17 protein-coding genes and 2 tRNA genes are annotated in these 21,159 nt (G+C 71.6%); 12 read left to right on the forward strand and 7 right to left on the reverse strand.

Translation table 11 applies throughout. From position 1 onward, the window contains the following. Positions 1-23: 23 nt before the first annotated feature. From ACSMXR_RS17935 to ACSMXR_RS17975, 9 genes are all read left to right on the forward strand, one after another. On the forward strand, positions 24-896 hold the full coding sequence (locus ACSMXR_RS17935) for a TauD/TfdA dioxygenase family protein (protein ID WP_098023786.1): 873 nt from the start codon (positions 24-26) through the stop codon (positions 894-896). Beyond that, complete coding sequence (locus ACSMXR_RS17940) at positions 884-1,852, forward strand: 3-oxoacyl-ACP synthase III family protein (protein WP_030077200.1); 969 nt, start codon at positions 884-886, stop codon at positions 1,850-1,852. Before ACSMXR_RS17935 ends, ACSMXR_RS17940 begins: the two co-directional genes overlap by 13 nt. Positions 1,853-1,865: 13 nt before the next feature. Next, the gene (locus tag ACSMXR_RS17945) at positions 1,866-3,092 is read left to right on the forward strand and encodes an ATP-grasp domain-containing protein (RefSeq protein ID WP_473172319.1); all 1,227 of its coding nucleotides are present in this window, start codon (positions 1,866-1,868) and stop codon (positions 3,090-3,092) included. Beyond that, a complete protein-coding gene (locus ACSMXR_RS17950; protein WP_473172320.1) occupies positions 3,089-5,041 on the forward strand; it encodes a phenylacetate--CoA ligase family protein in 1,953 nt (650 codons plus the stop codon). The genes ACSMXR_RS17945 and ACSMXR_RS17950 overlap by 4 nt, the downstream gene beginning before the upstream one ends. Continuing rightward, positions 5,038-6,444 (forward strand): hypothetical protein, encoded by a 1,407-nt coding sequence (locus ACSMXR_RS17955; protein ID WP_473172321.1) that lies wholly within the window; start codon positions 5,038-5,040, stop codon positions 6,442-6,444. Before ACSMXR_RS17950 ends, ACSMXR_RS17955 begins: the two co-directional genes overlap by 4 nt. Next, entirely contained in the window at positions 6,441-7,796 is a 1,356-nt protein-coding gene (locus ACSMXR_RS17960) for an MFS transporter (protein WP_137229368.1), read from the forward strand. Before ACSMXR_RS17955 ends, ACSMXR_RS17960 begins: the two co-directional genes overlap by 4 nt. Before the next feature lie 92 nt (positions 7,797-7,888). Continuing rightward, the gene (locus ACSMXR_RS17965) at positions 7,889-8,530 is read left to right on the forward strand and encodes a hypothetical protein (RefSeq protein WP_473172322.1); all 642 of its coding nucleotides are present in this window, start codon (positions 7,889-7,891) and stop codon (positions 8,528-8,530) included. Positions 8,531-8,661: 131 nt separating this feature from the next. Next, a complete protein-coding gene (locus ACSMXR_RS17970) occupies positions 8,662-8,841 on the forward strand; it encodes a hypothetical protein (RefSeq protein ID WP_137229372.1) in 180 nt (59 codons plus the stop codon). Between the two features lie 141 nt (positions 8,842-8,982). Continuing rightward, positions 8,983-12,126 carry an AfsR/SARP family transcriptional regulator gene (locus ACSMXR_RS17975; RefSeq protein ID WP_381847072.1) on the forward strand — a complete coding sequence of 1,048 codons (3,144 nt, stop codon included), beginning with the start codon at positions 8,983-8,985 and terminating at the stop codon, positions 12,124-12,126. 49 nt (positions 12,127-12,175) lie between these two features. Here ACSMXR_RS17975 and ACSMXR_RS17980 read toward each other — a convergent pair. Continuing rightward, positions 12,176-12,248, reverse strand: a tRNA-Ala gene (locus ACSMXR_RS17980). 178 nt (positions 12,249-12,426) lie between these two features. Between ACSMXR_RS17980 and ACSMXR_RS17985 the strand changes: the two genes are divergently transcribed. Next, complete coding sequence (locus ACSMXR_RS17985) at positions 12,427-12,975, forward strand: helix-turn-helix domain-containing protein (RefSeq protein WP_103509445.1); 549 nt, start codon at positions 12,427-12,429, stop codon at positions 12,973-12,975. Positions 12,976-13,120: 145 nt separating this feature from the next. Then, positions 13,121-14,473, forward strand: coding sequence for a serine/threonine protein kinase (locus tag ACSMXR_RS17990; protein ID WP_473172323.1), 1,353 nt, complete (start codon positions 13,121-13,123; stop codon positions 14,471-14,473). A 55-nt stretch (positions 14,474-14,528) separates the two neighbouring features. Here ACSMXR_RS17990 and ACSMXR_RS17995 read toward each other — a convergent pair whose 3' ends face one another. Together ACSMXR_RS17995 and ACSMXR_RS18000 are read right to left on the reverse strand one after the other, a co-directional pair. Then, a complete protein-coding gene (locus ACSMXR_RS17995; protein WP_381791791.1) occupies positions 14,529-15,872 on the reverse strand; it encodes a hypothetical protein in 1,344 nt (447 codons plus the stop codon). A gap of 260 nt (positions 15,873-16,132) precedes the next feature. Then, complete coding sequence (locus tag ACSMXR_RS18000) at positions 16,133-16,267, reverse strand: DLW-39 family protein (RefSeq protein ID WP_003958712.1); 135 nt, start codon at positions 16,265-16,267, stop codon at positions 16,133-16,135. Positions 16,268-16,558: 291 nt separating this feature from the next. On the opposite strand from ACSMXR_RS18000, the gene ACSMXR_RS18005 reads away from it, so the two are divergent. After that, the gene (locus ACSMXR_RS18005) at positions 16,559-16,936 is read left to right on the forward strand and encodes a DUF6344 domain-containing protein (protein ID WP_030077222.1); all 378 of its coding nucleotides are present in this window, start codon (positions 16,559-16,561) and stop codon (positions 16,934-16,936) included. Between the two features lie 72 nt (positions 16,937-17,008). Here the strand turns inward: ACSMXR_RS18005 and ACSMXR_RS18010 are convergent, their stop codons facing one another. The 4 genes from ACSMXR_RS18010 to gyrA form a co-directional block, all read right to left on the reverse strand. Beyond that, positions 17,009-17,362 carry a hypothetical protein gene (locus tag ACSMXR_RS18010; RefSeq protein WP_381791788.1) on the reverse strand — a complete coding sequence of 118 codons (354 nt, stop codon included), beginning with the start codon at positions 17,360-17,362 and terminating at the stop codon, positions 17,009-17,011. 247 nt (positions 17,363-17,609) lie between these two features. After that, positions 17,610-17,683, reverse strand: a tRNA-Ile gene (locus ACSMXR_RS18015). Positions 17,684-17,761: 78 nt separating this feature from the next. Continuing rightward, complete coding sequence (locus ACSMXR_RS18020; RefSeq protein WP_030077224.1) at positions 17,762-18,382, reverse strand: DUF3566 domain-containing protein; 621 nt, start codon at positions 18,380-18,382, stop codon at positions 17,762-17,764. 93 nt (positions 18,383-18,475) lie between these two features. Beyond that, complete coding sequence (gene gyrA, locus ACSMXR_RS18025) at positions 18,476-21,115, reverse strand: DNA gyrase subunit A (RefSeq protein ID WP_137229412.1); 2,640 nt, start codon at positions 21,113-21,115, stop codon at positions 18,476-18,478. Positions 21,116-21,159: the final 44 nt, after the last annotated feature.

Here is a 21,159-nt window from a genome sequence, read left to right on the forward strand (position 1 = left end):
CCGAGGAGAGGAACACCTTCACCATGTCTACGACCACCCCTGTACAGGTCGAGCAGCTCACGCCGTTCATCGGCTCGGTGATGCTCGGCGTCACCTACGACGACCTGAAGCGCGACGAGGTGTGGCAGACCCTCGTCGACATCGTCCACCAGCGTGAGCTGGTGGTGGTGCGGGGCCTGCGCATCACCCCCGAGCAGCAGGTCGAGCTCGCGGGCCGGCTGGGCACGCCGAAGCCCTTCCTGATGGCGAAGTACCGCCACCCCGAGTTCCCGGAGATCATGATCTCCTCCAACGCCACCCGCGCCAAGAAGCCGATCGGCGTGGCCCGCGTGGGCAACTTCTGGCACCAGGACTCCACGTACCAGCAGAACCCGGCCCCGTACACGATGCTGCACGGGGTGCAGGTGCCCAGCACCAGCGGCCACACGCTGTACGCCAGCGCCTGCGACGTGTACGACCGGCTGCCCGAGGAGTGGAAGCAGCGGATCGCCGACCGCACCGCGCTGCACACCGTGAACAAGCGGCAGCGCATCGGCAGCGAGCATGTCGGCCTGTCCATCGCCGAGTTCCGGGCGCTCGTCGACCAGGAGTACCCGAAGGTCGAGCACCCGCTGGTGAAGCGCGACCCGGCCAGCGGACGCCAGTACCTCTACGGCGCCCCGGAGTACATGGACTCCGTCGTCGGGTTCGACGCCAACGAGAACGCGGAGTTCTTCGCGCTGCTGGACAGCCTCATCCAGGACCCCGAGCGGGTCTACACGCACCGCTGGACCACCGACGACCTGGTGGTCTGGAAGACGGAGACGACCTACCACGCGGCCACCGCGGTGGCGCCGGACGCCGTCCGCACCGTGCACCGGGTGAGCATCGATGCGGCCGAGCCGTGGGAGGCATAGTCGACTTCGCGGTGAGCTTCCCGTCCGCGACGGCCGACATCCACGCGATGCACCGCGCCTCGGGTGTCCCCGTCGCGGACATCGCCCGGATCACCCACACCGAGAGCTTCCCGGTGCTGGGCGACGGCGAGCCGGCCTGGGAGCTGGCGGTGCGGGCCGCCCGTACGGTGCTGGACCGTACGGCGGCCCCGCCGCACCGCGTCCGGCAGGTCCTCTACGCCGGATCCGGGGCCTGGGACCGGCCCTTCTGGTCGCCGGCCGCCAAGGTCGCCGACCGGCTGGGCATCGGCGAGGCGCACTGCTTCGAGGTGGCGAACTTCTGCAACGCCGGGGCGGCGGCCCTGTGGCTGGCCGCCCAGAACCCGGCGCTCGGGCCCGGGGAGTACGCACTCGTGCTGGTCGGCGACCGGCTCAGCACGATGGTGGACTACGCGGATCCGGCGTCCAAGGGCCTGTTCAACTTCGGTGACGCGGCCGCCGCGATCCTGCTGGCGGCCGACGGCGACGCCGCCACCTCCTTCCGGGTCCTGCACTCCGCGATGCGCACGGACCCCAGCTGGTCCGACTACTACCACGGCGAGAGCCGGAACGACCGGGTCGTCATCCGGCGCGGCCCGCACCGCTCCGGCCTGGCGGACGCCTATGTCCGCACCTTCACGGAGCTCGTCCGGCAGACCCTGAAGGAACTGGGCCGGGACATCGACGACGTCGGCCGGCTGCTGATCAACCAGGGCGACCGGAGCATGCACGAACGGCTGCTGAACGAGCTGGGCATCCCGGCCTCGCGCAGCGTCTTCAACTACCACCGGTTCGGCCACATGGGCGGGGCCGATCCCTTCATCGCCCTGCGCGACCTCAGCGACGACGGACTTCTGAGCTCCGGCGAACTGATCCTGCTGGCCACCAGCGGCATGGGTTTCAGCTGGGGGATCACCGCCCTCGAATACCAAGGATGAGAGCCGTGCGCCCATGACTACGCCCTTGAAGATTCTTGTCATCCATCAGGTTCCGTACCAGAAGATCTCGTACGACCGGGGCATCGACCACGCCGTGCACCACGTCACCTACATCGGACGCGCCACGGCGATGGAGAACCTCCCCGACACCCTGCGGTGCGAGCGCGTCGTGCTCGGCGACGACGAGGACCTGGTCGCCGGGATCACCGCGCGCACCGGCCCGGCCGACGGCTTCGACAAGGTGCTGGCCCTGTCCGAGTTCGGGATCCTCGAAGCCACCCGGGTCCGGCTCCACCTGGGGCTTCCCGGCCCCTCCGAGGAGCAGATCCGGCTGGTGCGGGACAAGGTCCTGATGAAGGAGGCCCTGCGCGGTTCCGGCATCCGGCTGCCGCGCTTCGTGGACGCGCCGCCGTCCTGCGGCCCGCTGCCGTGGCAGGGCCGGACCGTGGTCAAGCCCCGGCAGGGCGCGTCCAGCGAGAACGTGATGATCTTCGACAGCGCCCGTGAGGCCCTCGGCGCGTACCGCAGGCTGCCCGAGCCGCACGACTACCAGATCGAGGAGTACGTCGAGGGCGAGCTCCACCACGCCGACGGGCTCGTCACGGACGGCGTCCTGACCGATCTGGTGGTCAGCCGTTACGTCAACAAGCCCGCCGAGTACCTCGACGGCAGCCCGCTCGGATCGCACCAGATCCACCGCACCGAGGAGCACTGGGCGTTCACCTCCCGGGTCGTCGAGGCGCTCGGCATCACCGAGGGCTGCGTCCATCTGGAGTTCTTCACCACGGCCGACGGCGAGACGGTCTTCCTGGAGATCGCCAACCGGGTCGGCGGCGGCGGCATCGTCACCATGCACCACCGCCACACCGGGGTGCATCTGCCCACCCACGAGATCGCCCTGCGGCTGGGGCTTCCCCGGCCCGCGCCGGACGCCGCGTCCGGGCTCCACCACGGCTGGGTGGCGCTGCCCGGACACCATCTGCCGGCCGGCAGCACGGTCCGCGTCGAGATCCCCGACGAGCTGCGCGCCGATCCGTGCGTGGACCGGATCCACCTGCTCGACCCCGAACTGCCGCTCCCCGACCACGTCACCTACCAGGAATGGGAGGTTCCGGTGTTCATCGAGGCCTCGCACACCGACCCGGAGAAGCTCGGCGCCTTCCTGCGCACCTGCGCCCGGCGCATCACCCTGCACCACACCGCGCACCAGGAAACGGCCCGGGCGGAGGCGACCCTGTGAGGCACTACCCCACCGACCTGCTGCTCGCCGTCGAAGAGGCGGCGGCCCCGCTGACCGCACTGCTGCGGCGCGAGAAGCTCGACGGTCTCGTCCCCCTGCTGGACGGCGCACCGCTCGCCGAGGCGCTCGACGAACTGCTCGGCGGGCTCAGCCAGTACCCCTGGCAGCCCCTCGCCGACACCAACGACGTGTACGAACTCCGGCCCGCCGGGGCGGTCGCCCTCGACGACCACCGGCCCGGCAACACCCTGCGCGGACTGCTGTACGCCTGGGCCACCGGCAACACCGTGGTGATCCGCAGCAGCCGCCCCGCCCTGTGGCAGGAGGTGCTGGAGACCCTGCGCGGCACCGGTCTGCCGCTGCCCGAAGGACGGGTCACCGGTCCGGACGCCCCGGCCGACGCCCTGCCGGTCACCGTGCCCGACCTGGTGCCCGTGCCCGGCGACCGGCCGCTTCCGGCGTGGTGGGACGAGCAGCTGTACGCCCCGTCCCGTACCCCGGGCGAACCGGCCATCGGGATCGCGGTCCCGGCCGCCGGCGACGGCCTCCCGGCGCCCGTCAGCGCCCTCGACGCCCGCGACGACTGGACGCGGGGCCTGCTGCGCCGGGTGTATCTGCCCGGCACCACGCTGGCCGCCGTCCGCAACGCCGACCCCGAGCGCACCGGGCGGCTCGACGCCAAGCTGCGCTATCTCCTCGGCACGGCCCGCCGCGCCCCGTACTACCGCGACCTGCCCCGGGTGCGCGGCACCGCGGAGCTGGACCGGCTCCCGATGCTCACCAAGGACCTGCTCGAAGCGCACTCCCTGCCGCGCTCCGCCGACCTGTCCAGCGGCGCCCGCCCCAGCGGGGAGGTGCTGCGCAGCGGCGCCACCAGCGGCGAGCCCCGCTATGTCGTCTTCTCCCGCACCGACTGGGAGAACATGGTCCGCGAGGCGCTGCCCGTCCTGCGGGAGCTGGGCGTGCGCAACGGCGACCGGGTCGTCAACACCCTGATCGGCGGCAGCATGTACGGCGGGCTGCTGACCAGCGCGAGCGAGCTGACCCGGCTGCCGGTGGAGGCGTACTCCACCGGCCAGCAGATCACCGTCGACCTGCTGCTGAAGCTGGTCGACCACTTCGACGCCAACGTCCTGCTGGGCCAGCCCGCGCTGATCCTGCCGCTGCTGCGCGACGCGAAGAAGCAGCACCCGGGGCTGCGCATCGAGACGGTCATCTACGGCGGCACGGCGATGACCGAGTCCGACAAGAAGTGGCTCCGAACCGAGCTCGGCACCCGGAAGATCACCAGCATCCTCGCGGCCAACGACGGTGCCCAGCTCGGCTACCAGTGCGGTGAACTGGGCGGCACGCTGCACCACCTCAACGACGACTACAACCTCATCGAGGTCGTCGACGACGAGGGCCGGCCGCTGCCCGACGGCGAGAGCGGGGAACTGCTCGTCACCAGCCTGCAGAAGTTCGAGGGCCCGCTGATCCGCTACCGGATCGGGGACGTCGGACGGATCGTCGAACGGGACTGCGCCTGCGGCGTCTCGGGCCGCACCCTGGAGTATCTGGGCCGCTCCGACGGCCTGCTCCGGTTCAAGTCCTGCACGGTCCACCACCACGAGGTCCTCGCGGCCCTGGAGACCTTCCGGGTCTCGCAGCTCCAGCTCGAACTGGACACCCGGGAGCACCGGGAGACGCTGATCCTGCGCACCGAGTCGCCGGAGCCGCTGGACGCGGCCCGCGTGCGCGCCCATCTGACCAGCACGCTCCCGGCCCTGAGCGACGAGCAGCTGTACGACGACAGCCTGTCCGCCTTCGAGCTGGTCGTCGAGTGCCTGGCCGAGGGGGAGCTGCCCCGCAACCCGGTCAGCGCCAAGATCCGCCCGGTCATCGACCGCCGCGTGGCACAGCCCAGCCCCAGCCCCTCCCCCTCCCGACGACGGACGCCGCAAGGATGATGACGACCATCGCGACCACCCAGACACCGGCCCGCATCACGGAGCTCCTGGACCGGGAACTCGCCCGCGCCGGCAGCGAACTGGCCCGGATCGACCTGAACGGCGGCCGGTTCGAGCGGCTGCACACCTTCGGCGTCCCCCGCCTCTCCAGGCCCCTGCTGCTGGGGGCCGGCGAGACACGCGCGCTCGGCGAGGACCTGATGGTCCTGGTCGGCCTGCTCACCACCGCGCATCTGCGGCTCTTCGACGGCGACCCCCGGCGGCTCGCCGCGGAGCTCGGCATTCCCGAGGTCCAGGCCCGGCTGATGTGCCGCCCCCGGACCCGGCCCGCGCCGCCCTTCGGGCGCATCGACGCCTACCACGACGGCGAGTCGCTGAAGGTCCTGGAGGTGAACGCCTCCAGCGACGCGGGCGGCGCCCACTGGGTGAGCGAGATCCCGGAGGCGTTGCGGGAGTTCCCGCACTTCCGGGAGTTCGCCGGCACGCACGGCCTGCGGCACACGGACACCGTGGGCATGCTGGCCGACGCGCTGCGGGAGGTGGCCACACCGGTGACGTCCGGCCACGACCCGGTGGTGGCGGTCCTCGAAGGTCCGGGCGGGCTCGCGGAGTACGGCGACGCGTGGCGCCCGCTGACGGAGGCGCTGCGGCTGCGGGATCTCGACTGCCACCTCGGCGAGATCACCGACGTGACCTTCCGCGACGGCCGGGTACTGCTCGGGGACGTACCGGTGGACGTGGTATTCCGGGTGTTCTCGCTGGACCAGGTCACCGCGGACGCCGAGAACACGGAGAAGACCGAACGCCTCCTGGAGGCCCACGAGGACGGCCGGGTGGCCCTGTGGATCACCCCGCAGGCCGGCGACAACAAACGCTTCCTCGCCCATCTCTCCGACCCCCGGCTGCGCGGCCACCTCAGCGACGAGGAGCGGCGCGTCGTGGACCGCAGGCTGCCCTGGACCCGCGCCCTGCCCGACGAGGCGGCCCTGGACGGGGACCGGGAGCTGGCCGAGCAGCTGCGCGACGAGCGCGAGCGCCTCATCCTCAAGCCCGACACCGGCTTCGGCGGCCAGGGCATCGTCCGGGGCTGGGAGACCGACGACGACGCGTGGTGGCGGGCGCTGCGCGCGGCGGCGGCCGGAGGAGCGGTGGTGCAGCGGCGCGTCGTGCCCCGCGCCGAGCGGCTGTACGACCCCGCCACCGGGCGCACCGCGGACTGGGAGGCCTGTTGGGGGATGTTCTACCTGCCCTCCGGCTACGCGGGCGGCGGCGGCCGGCTCATACCCGTGGGCGCCCCCTCCGACATCCCTCTGGAACAGCGGCGCGTCGCCGGCCTGTTCCTCTGCCCCGACGACGCGACGGGCGCGCCGGCCGCGACCGTCGCGGGAGGTGCCACCCGATGACGTCCGACGTGCTCGACCCTTCTCCCCCCACGAAGAAGCAGCGCCACCGGCTGGGCCGCGACTACGGCTTCCAGGTGTCGGCCTACTCGGTCCAGACGCTGGGCGAAGGCGTCATCATCGCGACGCTGCCGCTGCTCGCCAGCAAGATCACTGAGGATCCCCGGCTGATCTCCTGGGTGAGCGTGGCCCATGAGCTGCCCTGGCTGCTGCTGGCCCTGCCCTGCGGCGTGCTGGTGGACCGCTTCGACCGCCGGAGGCTGATGCTCCGCACCCAGGCCGCCCAGGGCGGGCTGCTGTTCTGCTTCGCGATGCTGGCGTCCTTCGGGTTCGTCCAGCTGTGGATGGTGTATTTGCTGGCGTTCCTGCTGTGCACCGGCGACATCCTGTTCACCGGCGCCAGCCGGGCGATGATCCCCAATCTGGTGCCGCGCAGCCGGCTGGAGACCGCCAACGGGCGGATCGTGACCGCCGAGACGATCGGCAAGCAGTTCGCCGGACCGCCGCTGGGCACCGCGCTGTTCGCCTTCGCCCTGCCGCTGCCGCTGTGGTTCAACGCGATCACCTACCTGGCCTCGCTGCTGCTCCTGATGCGGATCAACGGCGCGAACGGCCGGTTCCAGCCGGAGCGCCCGGACCTGGAGGAGGGCCGGGAGCGGCCGAAGCTGCTGGCCGAGGCGACGGAGGGGCTGCGCTATGTGATGCGGCACCGGGTGCTCGGCGTGATCGTGGCGATGGCCGCCGTCTCCAACTTCGGTGCGCTGATGGCCCTGTCGATCCAGGTGCTCTTCGCCCAGCAGGTCCTGGGCGTCGGGGACATGGGGTACGGACTGCTGCTGGCCGCCATGGCGACCGGCGGGGTGGCGGGCGCGCTCGTCAGCGAGCGGATCGTCCGGTGGCTCGGGGCCCGGAAGGTGGCCGTCACCGTCTCGCTCGGCAGCTCGCTCAGCCTGATGGCGATCGGGCTGATCGGCCGTCAGCCCTGGGTGGTCGTGCTGCTGTTCTGCGTCTGGTCCGCCGGTCTCGCGGTGTGGAACGTGATGGCGGCTTCCGTCAGCCAGCGCCTCACCCCGGACGACCTGCGCGGCAGGGTCAGCGCCGGTTCGCGCATGGTCTGCTTCGGGGCGCTGCCGCTGGGGGCCTTCGTCGGCGGGTTCGTCGCCGCCGAGTTCGGCCTGGCCGCGCCCTGGATCGCCGGGGGCGCCGTCCACCTCGCCGCCACGATCCTGCTGGCCCCCGCCATCCTGCGCTGGCCGGACGAGGCCGTCGGCGCCGTACCGGAGGAGGAGGCCGGGGAGCCGGACCCGGCGGCGCACGAGGCGCCGGAGGCCGGGTCGGGGAGCGGACAGCCGTGATCCCGTGTCAGAACTCCGGACCGCTCATGGAAGCCGTACGGTCCCAGCGGCGCGGTCACCCCGACGCACCCGCGCGCGAGGGGGAGTTCAGCGTGAGCACGCTCTCCCTGGACGGCCGGCACCTCACCCTGGGCGTCACGGCACGGCGGCCCGCCGGGTACGTCCATCCGGCGCCGCTGCCCGATCCCGACCGGGCCGCCGCCGAGGAGCAGTCGCACGCCCTGCTGCGACGGGCGGGCCACCGCACGGGGCCGGTACATGTCGAGTTCGTGAACACATCCGGCGGGCCCGTGCCGGTACGGGCCGGGCCCGGGCACGGCGGCGCCAGGATCCCGTTCCTGATCGAACTCTCCCGGGGCGTCGTGCTGTCCCGGGACGGGAACGGCGGTCCGTGGCACGGCGAGCCCGCCCGGCTGCCGCCCCCGTACCGCTGTGCGGAGATCGGCTTCTTCCGGGTGCCGGCGGGCCGGCTGTGGTCCGTCGCGGGGCTCGACAGCATCAGCGTCCTGCCGTACGTGCACGCGGTGCGCTTTCCGTTCGGGACCGGTGCGGTGGTGCCGCCGGCGGCCGAGGACGGCGCCACGGCCGACACCGGACACGGCTATGTGGTGGTCACCGGCGGCTCGCAGCGGGAGACCGCCCGGCGGGTGGGCCATGTCCGGACGCTGCTCCGCACGGACGTACGCCCTGGCAGGGAGCCCGGCGCCGGGGAGGCGGGGCGGCCGCGGAGCTGACCTGACCTGACCTCCGGAGCGCCGGCCGGTCGTCATGTGACGCCGGGTGCCGAGACGGGAACGGAACGGGAACGGCGCCCGGCAGTCTTCCTCCTGCGAAGCACGACCGACACCCACAGGGGGAACAGAAAATGCGCGGTACCACCGGATTCGCAGGGCTCGTAGCACTCGCCGCGGCAGCGGTGCTCATCTGGGGCGGCGCCGCCCCGTTCGGCGCGGAGGCGACGGACACCTCGTCGGCGTCCTCGGCCCAGGCGGCCCCGGCGGCCGGTGACGACGGCAAGCTGGAGGACAACAAGGGCAACGGCTGAGCCGGCCGGCCCCCGAGTGCGCCCCCTCGTGCGCCCCTCGTACGCCCCGATCCGACTCGGGCGAGGCGTGGTTGACACAACTCCGGTGCGGATCGATCCTCACGTTGGATGGTACGTATCTGCGGGGGGCAGCACATCACCATGGGCGAAAGAGCACGCACGGGGACGCTCACGAAGCCGACTTTCCAGATCCTCGGCGCCCTGAAGGGGTGGCAGGGCGAGCATCCGCTACGGCTGGGCGGGCGGCTGCGCGAACGCACGCTGACGATGCTGCTGCTGGAGGCCAACCGCGTCATCCCGGTGCACCGGCTGGTGGACGCCGGCTGGGACGACGCGCCACCCAGCAGCGCCGCCCACCAGGTACGCAAGGCCATAGCGGAGCTGCGGCAGAACATCCCGTACGGCCCCGAGACCATCGTCACCGACGGACCCGGCTACCGGGCCTGCGTCACCCCGGAACAGGTCGACCTCGGCCGGTATCTGACCCTGCTGGGGCAGGCCCGGGAGGCGAAGGCGCGCGGCGAGTCCGCGACCACCGCCGACCGCCTCCACCAGGCCCTCGAACTCTGGCGCGGCCCCGTCCTGGCGGGCGAGGGCGGGCCGGTGATCAACGGTGCTTCGGCGGCCCTGGAGGAGCAGCATCTCGGCGCCACGGAGCAGCTGTTCGAGCTGCGGCTGGACGCCGGCAAGGACGCCGAGATCATCGGCGCGCTGCGCACCCTCGTCCAGCGGCACCCGCTGCGCGAGACCCTGCGCCGCCAGCTGATGCTGGCGCTGTACCGCACCGGTCAGCAGGCGGAGGCGCTGGAGGAGTACGGGCGGGCCCGGACGCTGCTGGCCGAGGAGTTCGGCATCGACCCCAGCGCCGAACTGTCCGGCCTGTACGAGCGCATACTGCGGCAGAGCCCCGACCTCGCCCCGCTCCGCCACCCGGCGGCCGTGCCGCCCGCGCCCGCGCCGGAGGAACCGGCGGGGACGACCGGACCGACGGGAGAGCGGGGCGCGCCGGGCACCCCGGGCCACACCGCACACACCGGCTATACGAGATCGGCGGGGCCGGCGGCCGTGGAGGCCGACGAGCCCAACACCCTGCCCTACGGCCTGCAGGACTTCTCCGGACGGGCCACCGAACTCGACTGGATCCGGGACGCCGCGGAGCGCACCCGGGGGCAGTCGGCCCATATCGTCGCCATCGACGGCATGGGCGGCAGCGGCAAGACCGCACTGGCGGCGCGCGCGGCCTGGCAGCTCGCCGAGTGGTATCCGGACGGTCAACTGTTCATCGATCTGCGGGGGTTCACCCCGGGGCAGGAGCCGCTCTCCCCGTCGGCCGCCCATGAGGCGCTGCTGGCCATGGCCGGGGTGTCGGGCACGGAGCTGCCGGCGACCGCCGCGGGCCGGGCCGCGCTCTGGCAGTCGGTCACCCGGCGGCGCAGACTCGTCGTCGTCCTCGACAACGCCGCCGACTCCGAGCAGGTCCGCTCCCTCATACCGTCCTCGCCGCACTGCCTCACCCTGATCACCAGCCGCCCCCGCCTGGTCGACCTGGACGCCGTCGAGTGGCTCTCCCTCGACGTGCTGCCCGAGCAGGACGGCATAGAGCTGATCAGACGGATCGTCGGGGCCGGGCGGGTCGACCGCGAGCCGGACGCCGTGATCGAACTCGTACGGCTGTGCGGCCGCCTTCCGCTGGCGATCCGCATCGCCGCGGGACGGCTCCGCAACCGCACCAACTGGACGGTGCGGCGGCTGGTGGAACGGCTCAACGACGACGCGCGGCGGCTGGCCGAGCTCAGCTCCGGCGGCCGGAGCGTGGCCGGGGTGCTGCGGCTGTCGTACGACTCCATGCCGCCGGAACAGCGCACGGGTCTGCGGCTGCTGAGCCTGCACCCGGGCCGGGTGATCGGGACCGAGGACGCGGCGGCGCTGCTGGGCACCGGCACCGAGGACGCCGAGCAGCTGATGGAAGCCCTCACCGACGCGCATCTGCTCCAGGAGAACCGGCCGGGCTGGTACACCCTCCACGATCTCGTCCGCAGTTTCGCGGGCGGCCTGTCCGACGAGTCCACCGCGCCGGAGGACGCCGCGGCGACCCGGCGGCTGCTCGACCACTACGTCCACACGGCGGAACGGGCCAACGCCACCCTCTTCCCGGAGCGGGTGCCGTACGGCGACTTCCTGCCTCCGGGCCGTTCGCTGCACCCCGGCTTCGGCAGCAGGGACGACGCGCTGGCCTGGCTGGACCTGCACCGCGACGACCTGCTCGCCGCGGTGGAGGTCGCCCACGCGCACGGGCTGCCGCGCCATGCGGCCACCCTGCCGCGCGAGCTGGGTTTCCACTCCGACATCAGGAACTACCCGCGCATGGCCTGCACCGCCTACCGCAGGGCGGTCGACGCCTCACGGCAGCTGGAGGACGTCGCCCTGCTGCGGCTCAACCTCACCAACCTGGCCATGCACCTGTGGCCGCTGGGGCGCTTCCGGGAGAGCGTGGCCTGCCTGGAGGAGGCCAGGGTCCTCGCGCGCGAGCTCCGCGACGAACGCGCGGAGGCGGCGTGCCTGGGCGGTCTGGGGCAGAACTACAACAGCCTCGGAGACTTCCCCGCCGCGCTCCGCCACACCGAGGAGGCGGCCCGGATGGAGGCCCGGCTCGGCCTGGTCCGGGGCCTCGCCTCGTCGCTGAACATCCTCAGCTCCGTCCGCCTGCGCACCGGCCGTTTCATCGAGGCCGCGGAGGCGGCCGAGGAGTCCATCAAGATCTTCGAGTCGACCGGAGAGACCCACAACTCCGCGCTCGGCCTCACCCACCTGGCGCTCGCCCGCACCGCACTGGGCGACCCGGCGGAGGCGGCGCACCTCCTCACGGCGGCCCAGGACCTCTGCGAGCAGGTGCACAGCCCCGCCAACACGGCGTTCGTCCTGGCCTGCTCCGCCGATGTCATGACCCTGCTCGACCGGGCGGACACGGCCCTCACCCTGATCGACCGCGCCCGCGCCCTGGTGCAACAGGCGGATGTGGCCGTACGCCAGGCGGCGGTGATGAACGCCGCGGGCCGGGTCCACCGCGCCCTGGGCGAACCGGCCGAAGCCCTCCGACACCACCGGCAGGCCCGGGACCTCTCGGCCGGCATCGGCTTCCGCTTCGAGGAGGCACTCGCCCTGGACGGCATGGCCAAGGCCCACGCACAGTCGCGGGAACCCACCGAGGCGGCCGACTGCCGGCACCGGGCGGACGCACTGTTCACGTCCATGGGCGTACCGGAGGGCTCCCGCACGCTGTTCTGAAAAGAACCCCCTGACCGCATTTCTGCAGGTCAGGGGGTTCTGTTTGCTGTGGAGCCTAGGAGATTCGAACTCCTGACATCTGCCTTGCAAAGGCAGCGCTCTACCAACTGAGCTAAGGCCCCGGGCCATGACGAACGATGGCAACGTCCAGCACATCCGCGCCAGGGCTACCGTCGCAGACCAGAGTACCGGGTGACCCCCGTAATCCTGCAAAAGGATAGGGACTCCCCGGGAACGACCACGCTCCGTAAGATGCTCGCAAGGTTCGCAGCAGCGAAGCCGCAGCGATGGGGAGACGCCATGGACGCAGCGCAACAAGAGGCGACGGCAAGAGCCAGAGAGCTTCAACGCAGTTGGTACGGGGAGCCGTTGGGGGCGCTCTTCCGAAGGCTGATCGATGATCTCGGTCTGAATCAGGCCCGGCTGGCCGCTGTTCTCGGGCTCTCCGCCCCGATGCTCTCCCAGCTGATGAGCGGCCAGCGGGCCAAGATCGGCAACCCCGCGGTGGTCCAGCGCGTCCAGGCCCTCCAGGAGCTGGCGAGCCAGGTGGCCGACGGCAGCGTCAGCGCGGGCGAGGCCACCGAGCGCATGGAGGAGATCAAGAAGTCGCAGGGCGGCTCCGTCCTGACCTCCACCGGCCAGACCACCTCCACCGGGGGCGCCCCCACCGTCCGCCGTGTGGTCCGCGAGATCCAGTCCCTGCTGCGGTCGGTCGCGGCCGCCGGCGACATCATCGATGCCGCGGACGCCCTCGCCCCGACCCACCCGGAGCTGGCAGAGTTCCTCAAGGTGTACGGAGCGGGACGCACCGCGGACGCGGTCGCGCACTACGAGGGGCACCAGAGCTAGCGAGCGGCTCCGGAGCACGACGGAACGACGACGGAGCCAGGGCACGCGCACCGCGCAGCGCCCTGGTACCGGCAGGACACGGGGGCCGGACACGGGCCGCGGCGGACGCCGCGGCACCACAGGAACGGGGAGCGGGCGCAGCACAATGGGTGAGGTCTTCGCCGGTCGGTACGAGCTGATCGATCCGATCGGACGCGGTGGGGTCGGCGCCGTCTGGCGGGCCTGGGACCACCGCCGCCGCAGGTACGTCGCGGCCAAGGTGCTCCAGCAGAGCGACGCGCACACGCTGCTGCGCTTCGTCCGCGAGCAGGCCCTGCGCATCGAGCACCCGCATGTGCTGGCACCGGCCAGCTGGGCCGCCGACGACGACAAGGTCCTGTTCACCATGGACCTGGTGAGCGGCGGATCGCTCGCCCATGTCATAGGCGACTACGGCCCGTTGCCCCCGCGCTTCGTCTGCCTGCTGCTGGACCAGCTGCTCTCCGGGCTGTCCACGGTGCACGCCGAAGGGGTGGTGCACCGCGACATCAAGCCCGCCAACATCCTGATGGAGGCGACCGGAACGGGCCGCCCGCATCTGCGCCTCTCCGACTTCGGCATCTCGATGCGCAAGGGCGAACCCCGGCTGACCGAGACCAACTACGTGGTCGGCACGCCCGGTTACTTCGCTCCCGAGCAGATGATGGGCGCCGAGCCCGACTTCCCCGCCGACCTCTTCGCGGTCGGCCTGGTCGCGCTCTACCTCCTCCAGGGCCAGAAGCCCGACTCCCAGGCGCTGGTCGAGCACTTCGCCGAGCACGGCACCCCGGGCGCCCCCAACGGCATTCCCGAGCCGCTGTGGCAGGTTCTCGCCGGGCTGCTCCAGCCCGATCCGCACGCCCGGTTCCGGACCGCGACGGGCGCGCGCAAGGCCCTGACCGCGGCGGTCGAGATGCTGCCCGAAGCCGGCCCGGACGACGAGCCGGTGGAGGTGTTCGACCAGATCGGGCCGCTGCCCGCGGGCTTCGGCCCCGACGGCCCGGTCACCGCCCCCCAGCAGCCCGCCGGCACCGTACCCGGCCCCGCGAACGGCGCCGCTCCACAGACCTCCGGCGTACAGCCCTCGGCACCGCCCCCGGTCTCCATGTCGGAGACGGGCAGCTTCCACCTCGCGCCCCCGCCCGCGGCCGCACCGCAGCAGCAACAGCCGTACGCCCAGCCGGGGTTCCAGCAGCCGCCGCCCGCCGCCCCGTTCACGACGGACGCGCCGCCCCCGTACGCCGTCGGCGCACCGCACTCCTCCCAGGCGCCGACCTCCGGCGTACCCGACCCCGCGTCCACCCGCGCCTACACCGCGCAGCAGCACCCGCCGGTACCGTCCCCACCGGTGCAGCACGCCGCGCCCCACGCCCCCGTACGGCAGACGCGTCCGGGACCGCCCCCGAAGGTGGCGGTCCCGGTGCTGGTGGTGGCGCTGATCTGCTTCGCGGTCGGCATCTGGGCCCTGACCCAGATCTGACGGGTACGGGTCCGGGCCCCCGGCCGAACGGCGGCAGCGGGTCCGGCAGCCCGAACTACCAGCCCTGCGGCGGCCGGTGCCCCCCACCGGCCGGGTGCCCGGCGGCCGGATGACCGGCCGCCGCACGACGGCGGGCCAGCAGCGTCCAGACGCCCAGCCCGAGCACCAGCACGGACCCCGTGCCGATCCCGGCCGCGGCGACCACCGTCATCGGGCCGCTCCGCGCGGCCTGGCGGGCGTTCTTCCCGTCTCGGGCCACCTCCCGGTCCTGGTCGGTGACGCCGAAGACCCCGGCGTCGCCCTCGTACGGGGACTCCTCGGCCTTGTTCTTCACCTGGACCGACAGTTCGAACGGGATGGGCTCGGTGCCGTAGGACTCCTTCAGCTTCGGGCTGAGGGAGACCGACAGGTAGTACCAGCCCGCGAAGCGCATGGCGCCGACCTGGCTCGATGCGTCGAACCGGTTGCGGTAGGCCACCGGCGGCAGGGGCCGCAGGGACGCGGACGCGGGCCCTCCGGAGTACGACAGCGTGGCGTCGGAGACGGGCCCCTGGACGGGGTTGGTCAGCGACAGGGTGAGCGCGTTGCCCACGAACTCCTTCTTGCCGCCCGCGCTGTTGGAGAGCCCGGCGGTGGCGTAGATCTGCTGGCCCCAGTCCACCGGCACCCGGTAGAAGCGGGTCTGCCCCGGCGCGACGGTGTCCTGCCAGCGGCCGTTCTCCAGGCTGGTGGCCTCGGAGTACCCGGCCCCGCCGGACCGCTTCTGCTGCTGACCGGTCAGAGGCTGCGGCGAGGCCGACGGCCAGCTGTCGGGCCCCTCGGTCGGCAGGGCGGAGCCGCTCCTCACCTGCGGCTCCTGCAGGAAGCGCAGCTCCAGGTCCCAGGCGTCGGTGTCGGCGGCCGACTTGGTCTCGCGCTCGACGAGGACGTCGTAGGGGCCGCTGTCCTGGCAGGTGCTGCTGCCTTCCTTGATGGCCCGGTGGGCGTACGCGGAGACGGGCCGGGCGTACGCGCCCGACCCGAAGTTCGCCCGCCCCGAGCTGCACTGGCTGTCGTCGGTCTCCCGGAGGCTGACGGTGATGCCGTCGCCGTAGGCGACCGGACCGCTGTCGCCGGGCACCGCGACCGCCGAGACATAGGCGGCGGAGACGTCGTCCAGGGTGACCCGGTAGTACAGCTTCTCGCCCGGCCTGATCGTGCTGCGGTACGGGACGCCCTCGTCGAGCTCGGACGCCTCGACGTTCGCCGTCGCCCCCTGCACGTTCTTCGCGTCGGGGTCGAACGCGTACGCCCCGGGGCCTGCCGCGTGCGCCTGCCCCGGCAGGACCGCCGCCGCGCACAGCGCCGCGAGTACCGCGGCCACCGCCCGCCCCCTGTTGCGCTGCCGCTGCCTCTTCACGCGCTTCCCCTCGTCGTCCTCACGCGCCGATGCCCGTCGACCGCCCGGCCGCCATGCCGGTCCATCCTGCCCCGCCCGCACCGCTGCTGTCTCCGGCCGCAGCCGGATTGCCCTTCTTGTCCGCGTTCCGGGCCCCGCCGGCGCGCTCAGGTCACTTCACTCGCGCAACGCGGACAGAAGAACCGCGCCGGCGAACGGACCCCGGACAGCACGAAGCCCCGGCCGCTCAGCGACCGGGGCCCGTAACAGACTGTGCCGTCTCACACACCCGAACCTGCGGGCACGGAGTCGGTAGCCTCCGTCCACAGATCCTGCTCGGCGCGATCCGCCTGGATCTGGCGGTACACGAGGAGCCCGCCGATGGCGGCCAGTGCGACCAGGAGAAGCTTCTTCACCGCGCTACCTCGTCTTTCCTTGGCGTAGGGGCCTTCTGCCGCCGACTATACACACCGGCCGATACCGATCGGTGACCTGCCCGGAACCCAAAAGCAGCCCCTTCCCGGCACCCCGAACGACCTCCCGGCGACCCGTTCCGACCCCTCACGAGGGGCTGTCCACTCCGGTTGCACCATACGAGTGGTGTTAATCCGAAGATCGGCGCAGAGCGGGCGTCGCTCCTCGAAATCGCGGCCCGGATCCACATGATCGGAGAAGTCAGCAACCGGACCGTCCGAAAGCGAGGGGCCATGAGCACCTTCCAGCCCAAGAACATCTGGACCGCCTTCATCACCGCCTTCTTCGCCCTCCTGGCGTCGCTGGGCCTCGCCACCGCCACGGCGAGCGCCACGAACGCCACGAACGCCGCCGCGCAGCCGAGCGCCACGACCCACGAGCACACGGGTGCCACCGCGGCAACCCCGCTCGCCCCCTCGGTCCGATGGACCCTTCCGCGTGACCGGGCCCTGCCGCCCACGATGAAGCAGCGCATCCGGGCCGAGGCCCACGGCTCCTCCCCGGCCACCCGCCACCTGTCACTCGACCCCGCCGACACCGCCCGCACCACCGGCCAGACCGGCTCCCACTCCACAGCCCCGGAAGGCGACTCCCCGGCGCCACCCCCCTGATCCCGCCGCCACCGCACTTCCGGGGCCCCTGGTCCGGTTCACACCGGCCGGGGGCCCTTTCCGTGTGCCGGACTACGGCTTCAGCGTGTGCTTGTTCGCCGTACTGCAGTTGCAGTCCTTGTGCTCCGAGGCCACGATCTTGTACACGGGGCTGATCCTCTTCGCGGTCGAGTTGCTGTCAGCCCAGGTACCCCATTTGCTGCTGCCTTCCACCTTGATCCGCACCCAGGCGTGGCCGGCGCAACTGCCACCGGACTTCGTGGTGGTCGCCTCGTGCGCCGAGACCTTGGCGACGTACTTGGTGTCCTTGGCGCAGTCGCGGTACCACGTCTTACCGGCGGCGGACGCGGGTCCGGCACTGAGCACCACCACGCTCATCGCCACGGCGGCCGCACCGACCCCGTACCTCACTCGGCTCAACTTCATGGATCTCTCCCCGTCTCCGACGCCAGGGTCCATCCCCTCGCGCCTCGTTGAGTCCGAGCATCCTTGACCTGGGCATTACCAACCAGGCTCTTCGAGTGGAGCGCAAAAGCCCAGGTCATCAGGGAGGAATCAAACGCTCCCCATGCATTCCGCGGCCGGAGACGTTCACAGGGCCACGCCCCACCACCAAAACGCCGAGAGGGCCTTCCCGCTCGGGGAAGGCCCTCTCAACATCTGCTACGCACTGTGGGGCTAACAGGATTTGAACCTGTGGCCTCATCCTTATCAGGGATGCGCTCTAACCAACTGAGCTATAGCCCCGCCGCGCTGTACTGCTCCGCGCTGACTTCAGAAGATTAGCGCACGTCGGGGCCAGTCCCAAAATCGATACCCGGCGCCCTACTCGTCCTCGGCCAGCGTGAGCTCGACGCCGCCCACGAAGCCCGCCGACAGGTTGTAGATGAAGGCGCCCAGCGTCGCCAGCGCGGTGGCCAGCACCACGTCGATCACGGCGATGACCGAGGTGAAGATGAGCACGCGCGGCAGCGACAGGAACGACTGCAGATCGAAGCCGTTGCTCTCGTTCGAGCCGGTGGCCTCGCTGATCGTGCCGCCGACGGTCTCGAAGACGCCCATCGCGTCCATGACCATCCACAGCACCGCCGACGCCACCACCGTGCAGATGCCCAGCGCGATGGACAGCAGGAAGCTGACCTTCATCACCGACCACGGGTCGGCCTTGGCCACCCGCAGACGGGCCTTGCGGGTACGCGGAGTGGTCCGCGCCCCCGTGCGCGGCTTGCGCGTCGCCTGGGCGCCGCCCACGCCCTGCGCACCGCCCAGCGTGCCGCCGCCCGGCTGTCCGGGGCGCTGGCCGCCCTGGGTGCCGCCGCCGGGCGCCTGATACGCCTGGGGCGGGTGGTACGGCCCCGACGGCCCCGGTGCGGGCTCACGCTCGCCGGGCAGCGGCCCGGTCGCGTAACCCTCGTACTGGGGCTGAGGCCCTCGTGTGTCCGTCACAGTGCCCCCTTGGGAGTCCGTGGCAGGGCCACGGGCGCCGTTCGCACCGGCTCCGGAAGCGGCCGAACCTGCGCCCGTGGCTCCACTCACGCTCTACTCCTCGTGCTCCCCGGTCGAAGGCTCCGTGCCCTCGACAGTGCCCTCTGCCACGCCCTCGGCGTGGGCCTCGGACGGTTCGCCTTCGACGTCATCGGCCCCATCGACCTCTTCCGCCTCACGACCGGCCTCGGCATTGCGCGCGATGCCGACGACGGCGTCGCGCTTGCCCAGATTGATCAGTTGGACGCCCATGGTGTCACGGCCCGTCTCCCTGACTTCATTGACTCGCGTACGAATCACACCACCGCCGAGCGTGATGGCGAGAATCTCGTCGGTCTCCTCGACCACCAGCGCACCGACGAGCGATCCGCGGTCCTCCACGATCTTGGCGGCCTTGATGCCGAGGCCGCCGCGACCCTGGACGCGGTACTCGTCGACGGCGGTCCGCTTCGCGTACCCGCCGTCGGTAGCGGTGAAGACGAACGTACCGGGCCGGACGACATTCATCGAGAGGAGTTCGTCGCCCTCGCGGAAACTCATCCCCTTCACACCCGAGGTGGCACGGCCCATCGGGCGCAGCGCGTCGTCCGTCGCGGTGAACCGGATCGACTGGGCCTTCTTGCTGATGAGCAGCAGATCGTCCTCGGCCGACACCAGCTCGGCGCCGATCAGCTCGTCGTCGCCGCCCTCCGGCATCTCGCGGAGGTTGATCGCGATGACACCGCCGGAGCGGGGCGAGTCGTAGTCCTTGAGCGCGGTCTTCTTCACCAGACCGCCCTTCGTCGCCAGGATCAGGTACGGCACGGCCTCGTAGTCGCGGATCGCCAGGATCTGGGCGATCTTCTCGTCCGGCTGGAACGCCAGCAGGTTGGCGACGTGCTGGCCGCGCGCGTCCCGGCCGGCGTCCGGGAGCTCGTACGCCTTGGCGCGGTAGACCCGGCCCTTGTTCGTGAAGAACAGCAGCCAGTGGTGCGTGGTCGAGACGAAGAAGTGGTCGACGATGTCGTCTTCCCGCAGCTTCGTGCCGCGCACGCCCTTGCCGCCGCGCTTCTGCGAGCGGTAGTCGTCCGTCTTCGTGCGCTTCACATAGCCGCTGCGGGAGATCGTGACGACGATGTCCTCCTCGGCGATCAGGTCCTCGATGGACATGTCACCGTCGAAGGGCACCAGCTGGGAACGCCGGTCGTCGCCGAACTTCTCGACGATCGCCGCCAGCTCCTCGCTCACGATGGAGCGCTGCTTGGCGGGCGAGGCCAGGATCTCGTTGTACTCGTTGATCTTCGCCTGGAGCTCGTCGTGCTCGGCGGTGATCTTCTGGTGCTCCAGCGCGGCCAGCCGGCGCAGCTGCATCTCCAGGATCGCGTTGGCCTGGAGCTCGTCGATCTCCAGCAGGCCCATCAGGCCCTCGCGCGCGATCTCCACCGTGTTGGAACGCCGGATGAGGGCGATGACCTCGTCGATGGCGTTCAGGGCCTTGAGGAGGCCGCGCAGGATGTGCGCCCGCTCCTCGGCCTTGCGCAGCCGGAACCGCGTACGCCGGACGATGACCTCGATCTGGTGCGTCACCCAGTGGCGGATGAACGCGTCGATCGACAACGTGCGCGGCACCCCGTCGACCAGGGCCAGCATGTTGGCGCCGAAGTTCGTCTGGAGGTCGGTGTGCTTGTACAGGTTGTTCAGGACGACCTTGGCGACCGCGTCCCGCTTGAGGACGACGACCAGGCGCTGCCCCGTACGCGAGGAGGTCTCGTCGCGGACGTCCGCGATGCCGCCGACCTTGCCGTCCTTGACCAGGTCGGCGATCTTCTGCGCGAGGTTGTCGGGGTTGGTCTGGAACGGCAGCTCCGTGACGACCAGGCACTGGCGGCCCTGGATCTCCTCGACCGCGACGACCGCGCGCATCGTGATGGAGCCGCGGCCGGTGCGGTACGCCTCCTCGATGCCCTTGCGGCCCACGACCAGCGCGCCGGTCGGGAAGTCGGGGCCCTTGATGCGCTCGATCAGCGCGTCCAGCAGCTCCTCGTGGGAGGCGTCGGGGTGCTCCAGATACCACTGGGCGCCCGCCGCGACCTCGCGGAGGTTGTGCGGCGGGATGTTGGTCGCCATGCCGACCGCGATCCCCGCGGAGCCGTTGACCAGCAGGTTCGGGAAGCGCGCCGGCAGGACCGTCGGCTCCTGGTTGCGGCCGTCGTAGTTGTCCTGGAAGTCGACGGTCTCCTCGTCGATGTCCCGGACCATCTCCATGGACAGCGGCATCATCTTGCACTCGGTGTACCGCATGGCGGCGGCCGGGTCGTTGCCCGGGGAACCGAAGTTGCCGTTGGAGTCCACCAGCGGCATCCGCAGCGACCACGGCTGCGCGAGGCGCACCAGGGCGTCGTAGATGGAGGAGTCGCCGTGCGGGTGGTACGTACCCATGACGTCACCGACGACGCGGGCGCACTTGTAGAACCCCTTCTCGGGGCGGTAGCCGCCGTCGTACATCGCGTACAGCACCCGGCGGTGGACGGGCTTGAGGCCGTCCCGTACGTCGGGCAGCGCACGCGAGACGATGACGGACATCGCGTAGTCGAGGTAGGAGCGCTGCATCTCCGTCTCGAGCCCGACGGGCTCGACACGCATGCCCACACCGGGGACGGTCTCTTCCTCGGGCGTCACGGGTTCAGGTGTCACAGGGGTGTTCTCGTCGGCCATTGCTGGTCAAAGTCCTTTCGAGCTGCGGCGTCGCTGGTACGGCC

This window comes from Streptomyces sp. DSM 106670, assembly GCF_055792845.1.

What these genes read in the sequence shown, in the direction of transcription:
- ACSMXR_RS17955 (WP_473172321.1), top strand. Translation starts at nt 5,038, where the DNA reads ATGATGACGACCATCGCGACCACCCAGACACCGGCCCGCATCACGGAG.
- gyrA (WP_137229412.1), bottom strand. Translation starts at nt 21,115, where the DNA reads ATGGCCGACGAGAACACCCCTGTGACACCTGAACCCGTGACGCCCGAG.
- ACSMXR_RS18010 (WP_381791788.1), bottom strand. Translation starts at nt 17,362, where the DNA reads ATGAAGTTGAGCCGAGTGAGGTACGGGGTCGGTGCGGCCGCCGTGGCG.
- ACSMXR_RS17945 (WP_473172319.1), top strand. Translation starts at nt 1,866, where the DNA reads ATGACTACGCCCTTGAAGATTCTTGTCATCCATCAGGTTCCGTACCAG.
- ACSMXR_RS17935 (WP_098023786.1), top strand. Translation starts at nt 24, where the DNA reads ATGTCTACGACCACCCCTGTACAGGTCGAGCAGCTCACGCCGTTCATC.
- ACSMXR_RS17985 (WP_103509445.1), top strand. Translation starts at nt 12,427, where the DNA reads ATGGACGCAGCGCAACAAGAGGCGACGGCAAGAGCCAGAGAGCTTCAA.
- ACSMXR_RS17960 (WP_137229368.1), top strand. Translation starts at nt 6,441, where the DNA reads ATGACGTCCGACGTGCTCGACCCTTCTCCCCCCACGAAGAAGCAGCGC.
- ACSMXR_RS17975 (WP_381847072.1), top strand. Translation starts at nt 8,983, where the DNA reads ATGGGCGAAAGAGCACGCACGGGGACGCTCACGAAGCCGACTTTCCAG.
- ACSMXR_RS17990 (WP_473172323.1), top strand. Translation starts at nt 13,121, where the DNA reads ATGGGTGAGGTCTTCGCCGGTCGGTACGAGCTGATCGATCCGATCGGA.
- ACSMXR_RS18005 (WP_030077222.1), top strand. Translation starts at nt 16,559, where the DNA reads ATGAGCACCTTCCAGCCCAAGAACATCTGGACCGCCTTCATCACCGCC.
- ACSMXR_RS17970 (WP_137229372.1), top strand. Translation starts at nt 8,662, where the DNA reads ATGCGCGGTACCACCGGATTCGCAGGGCTCGTAGCACTCGCCGCGGCA.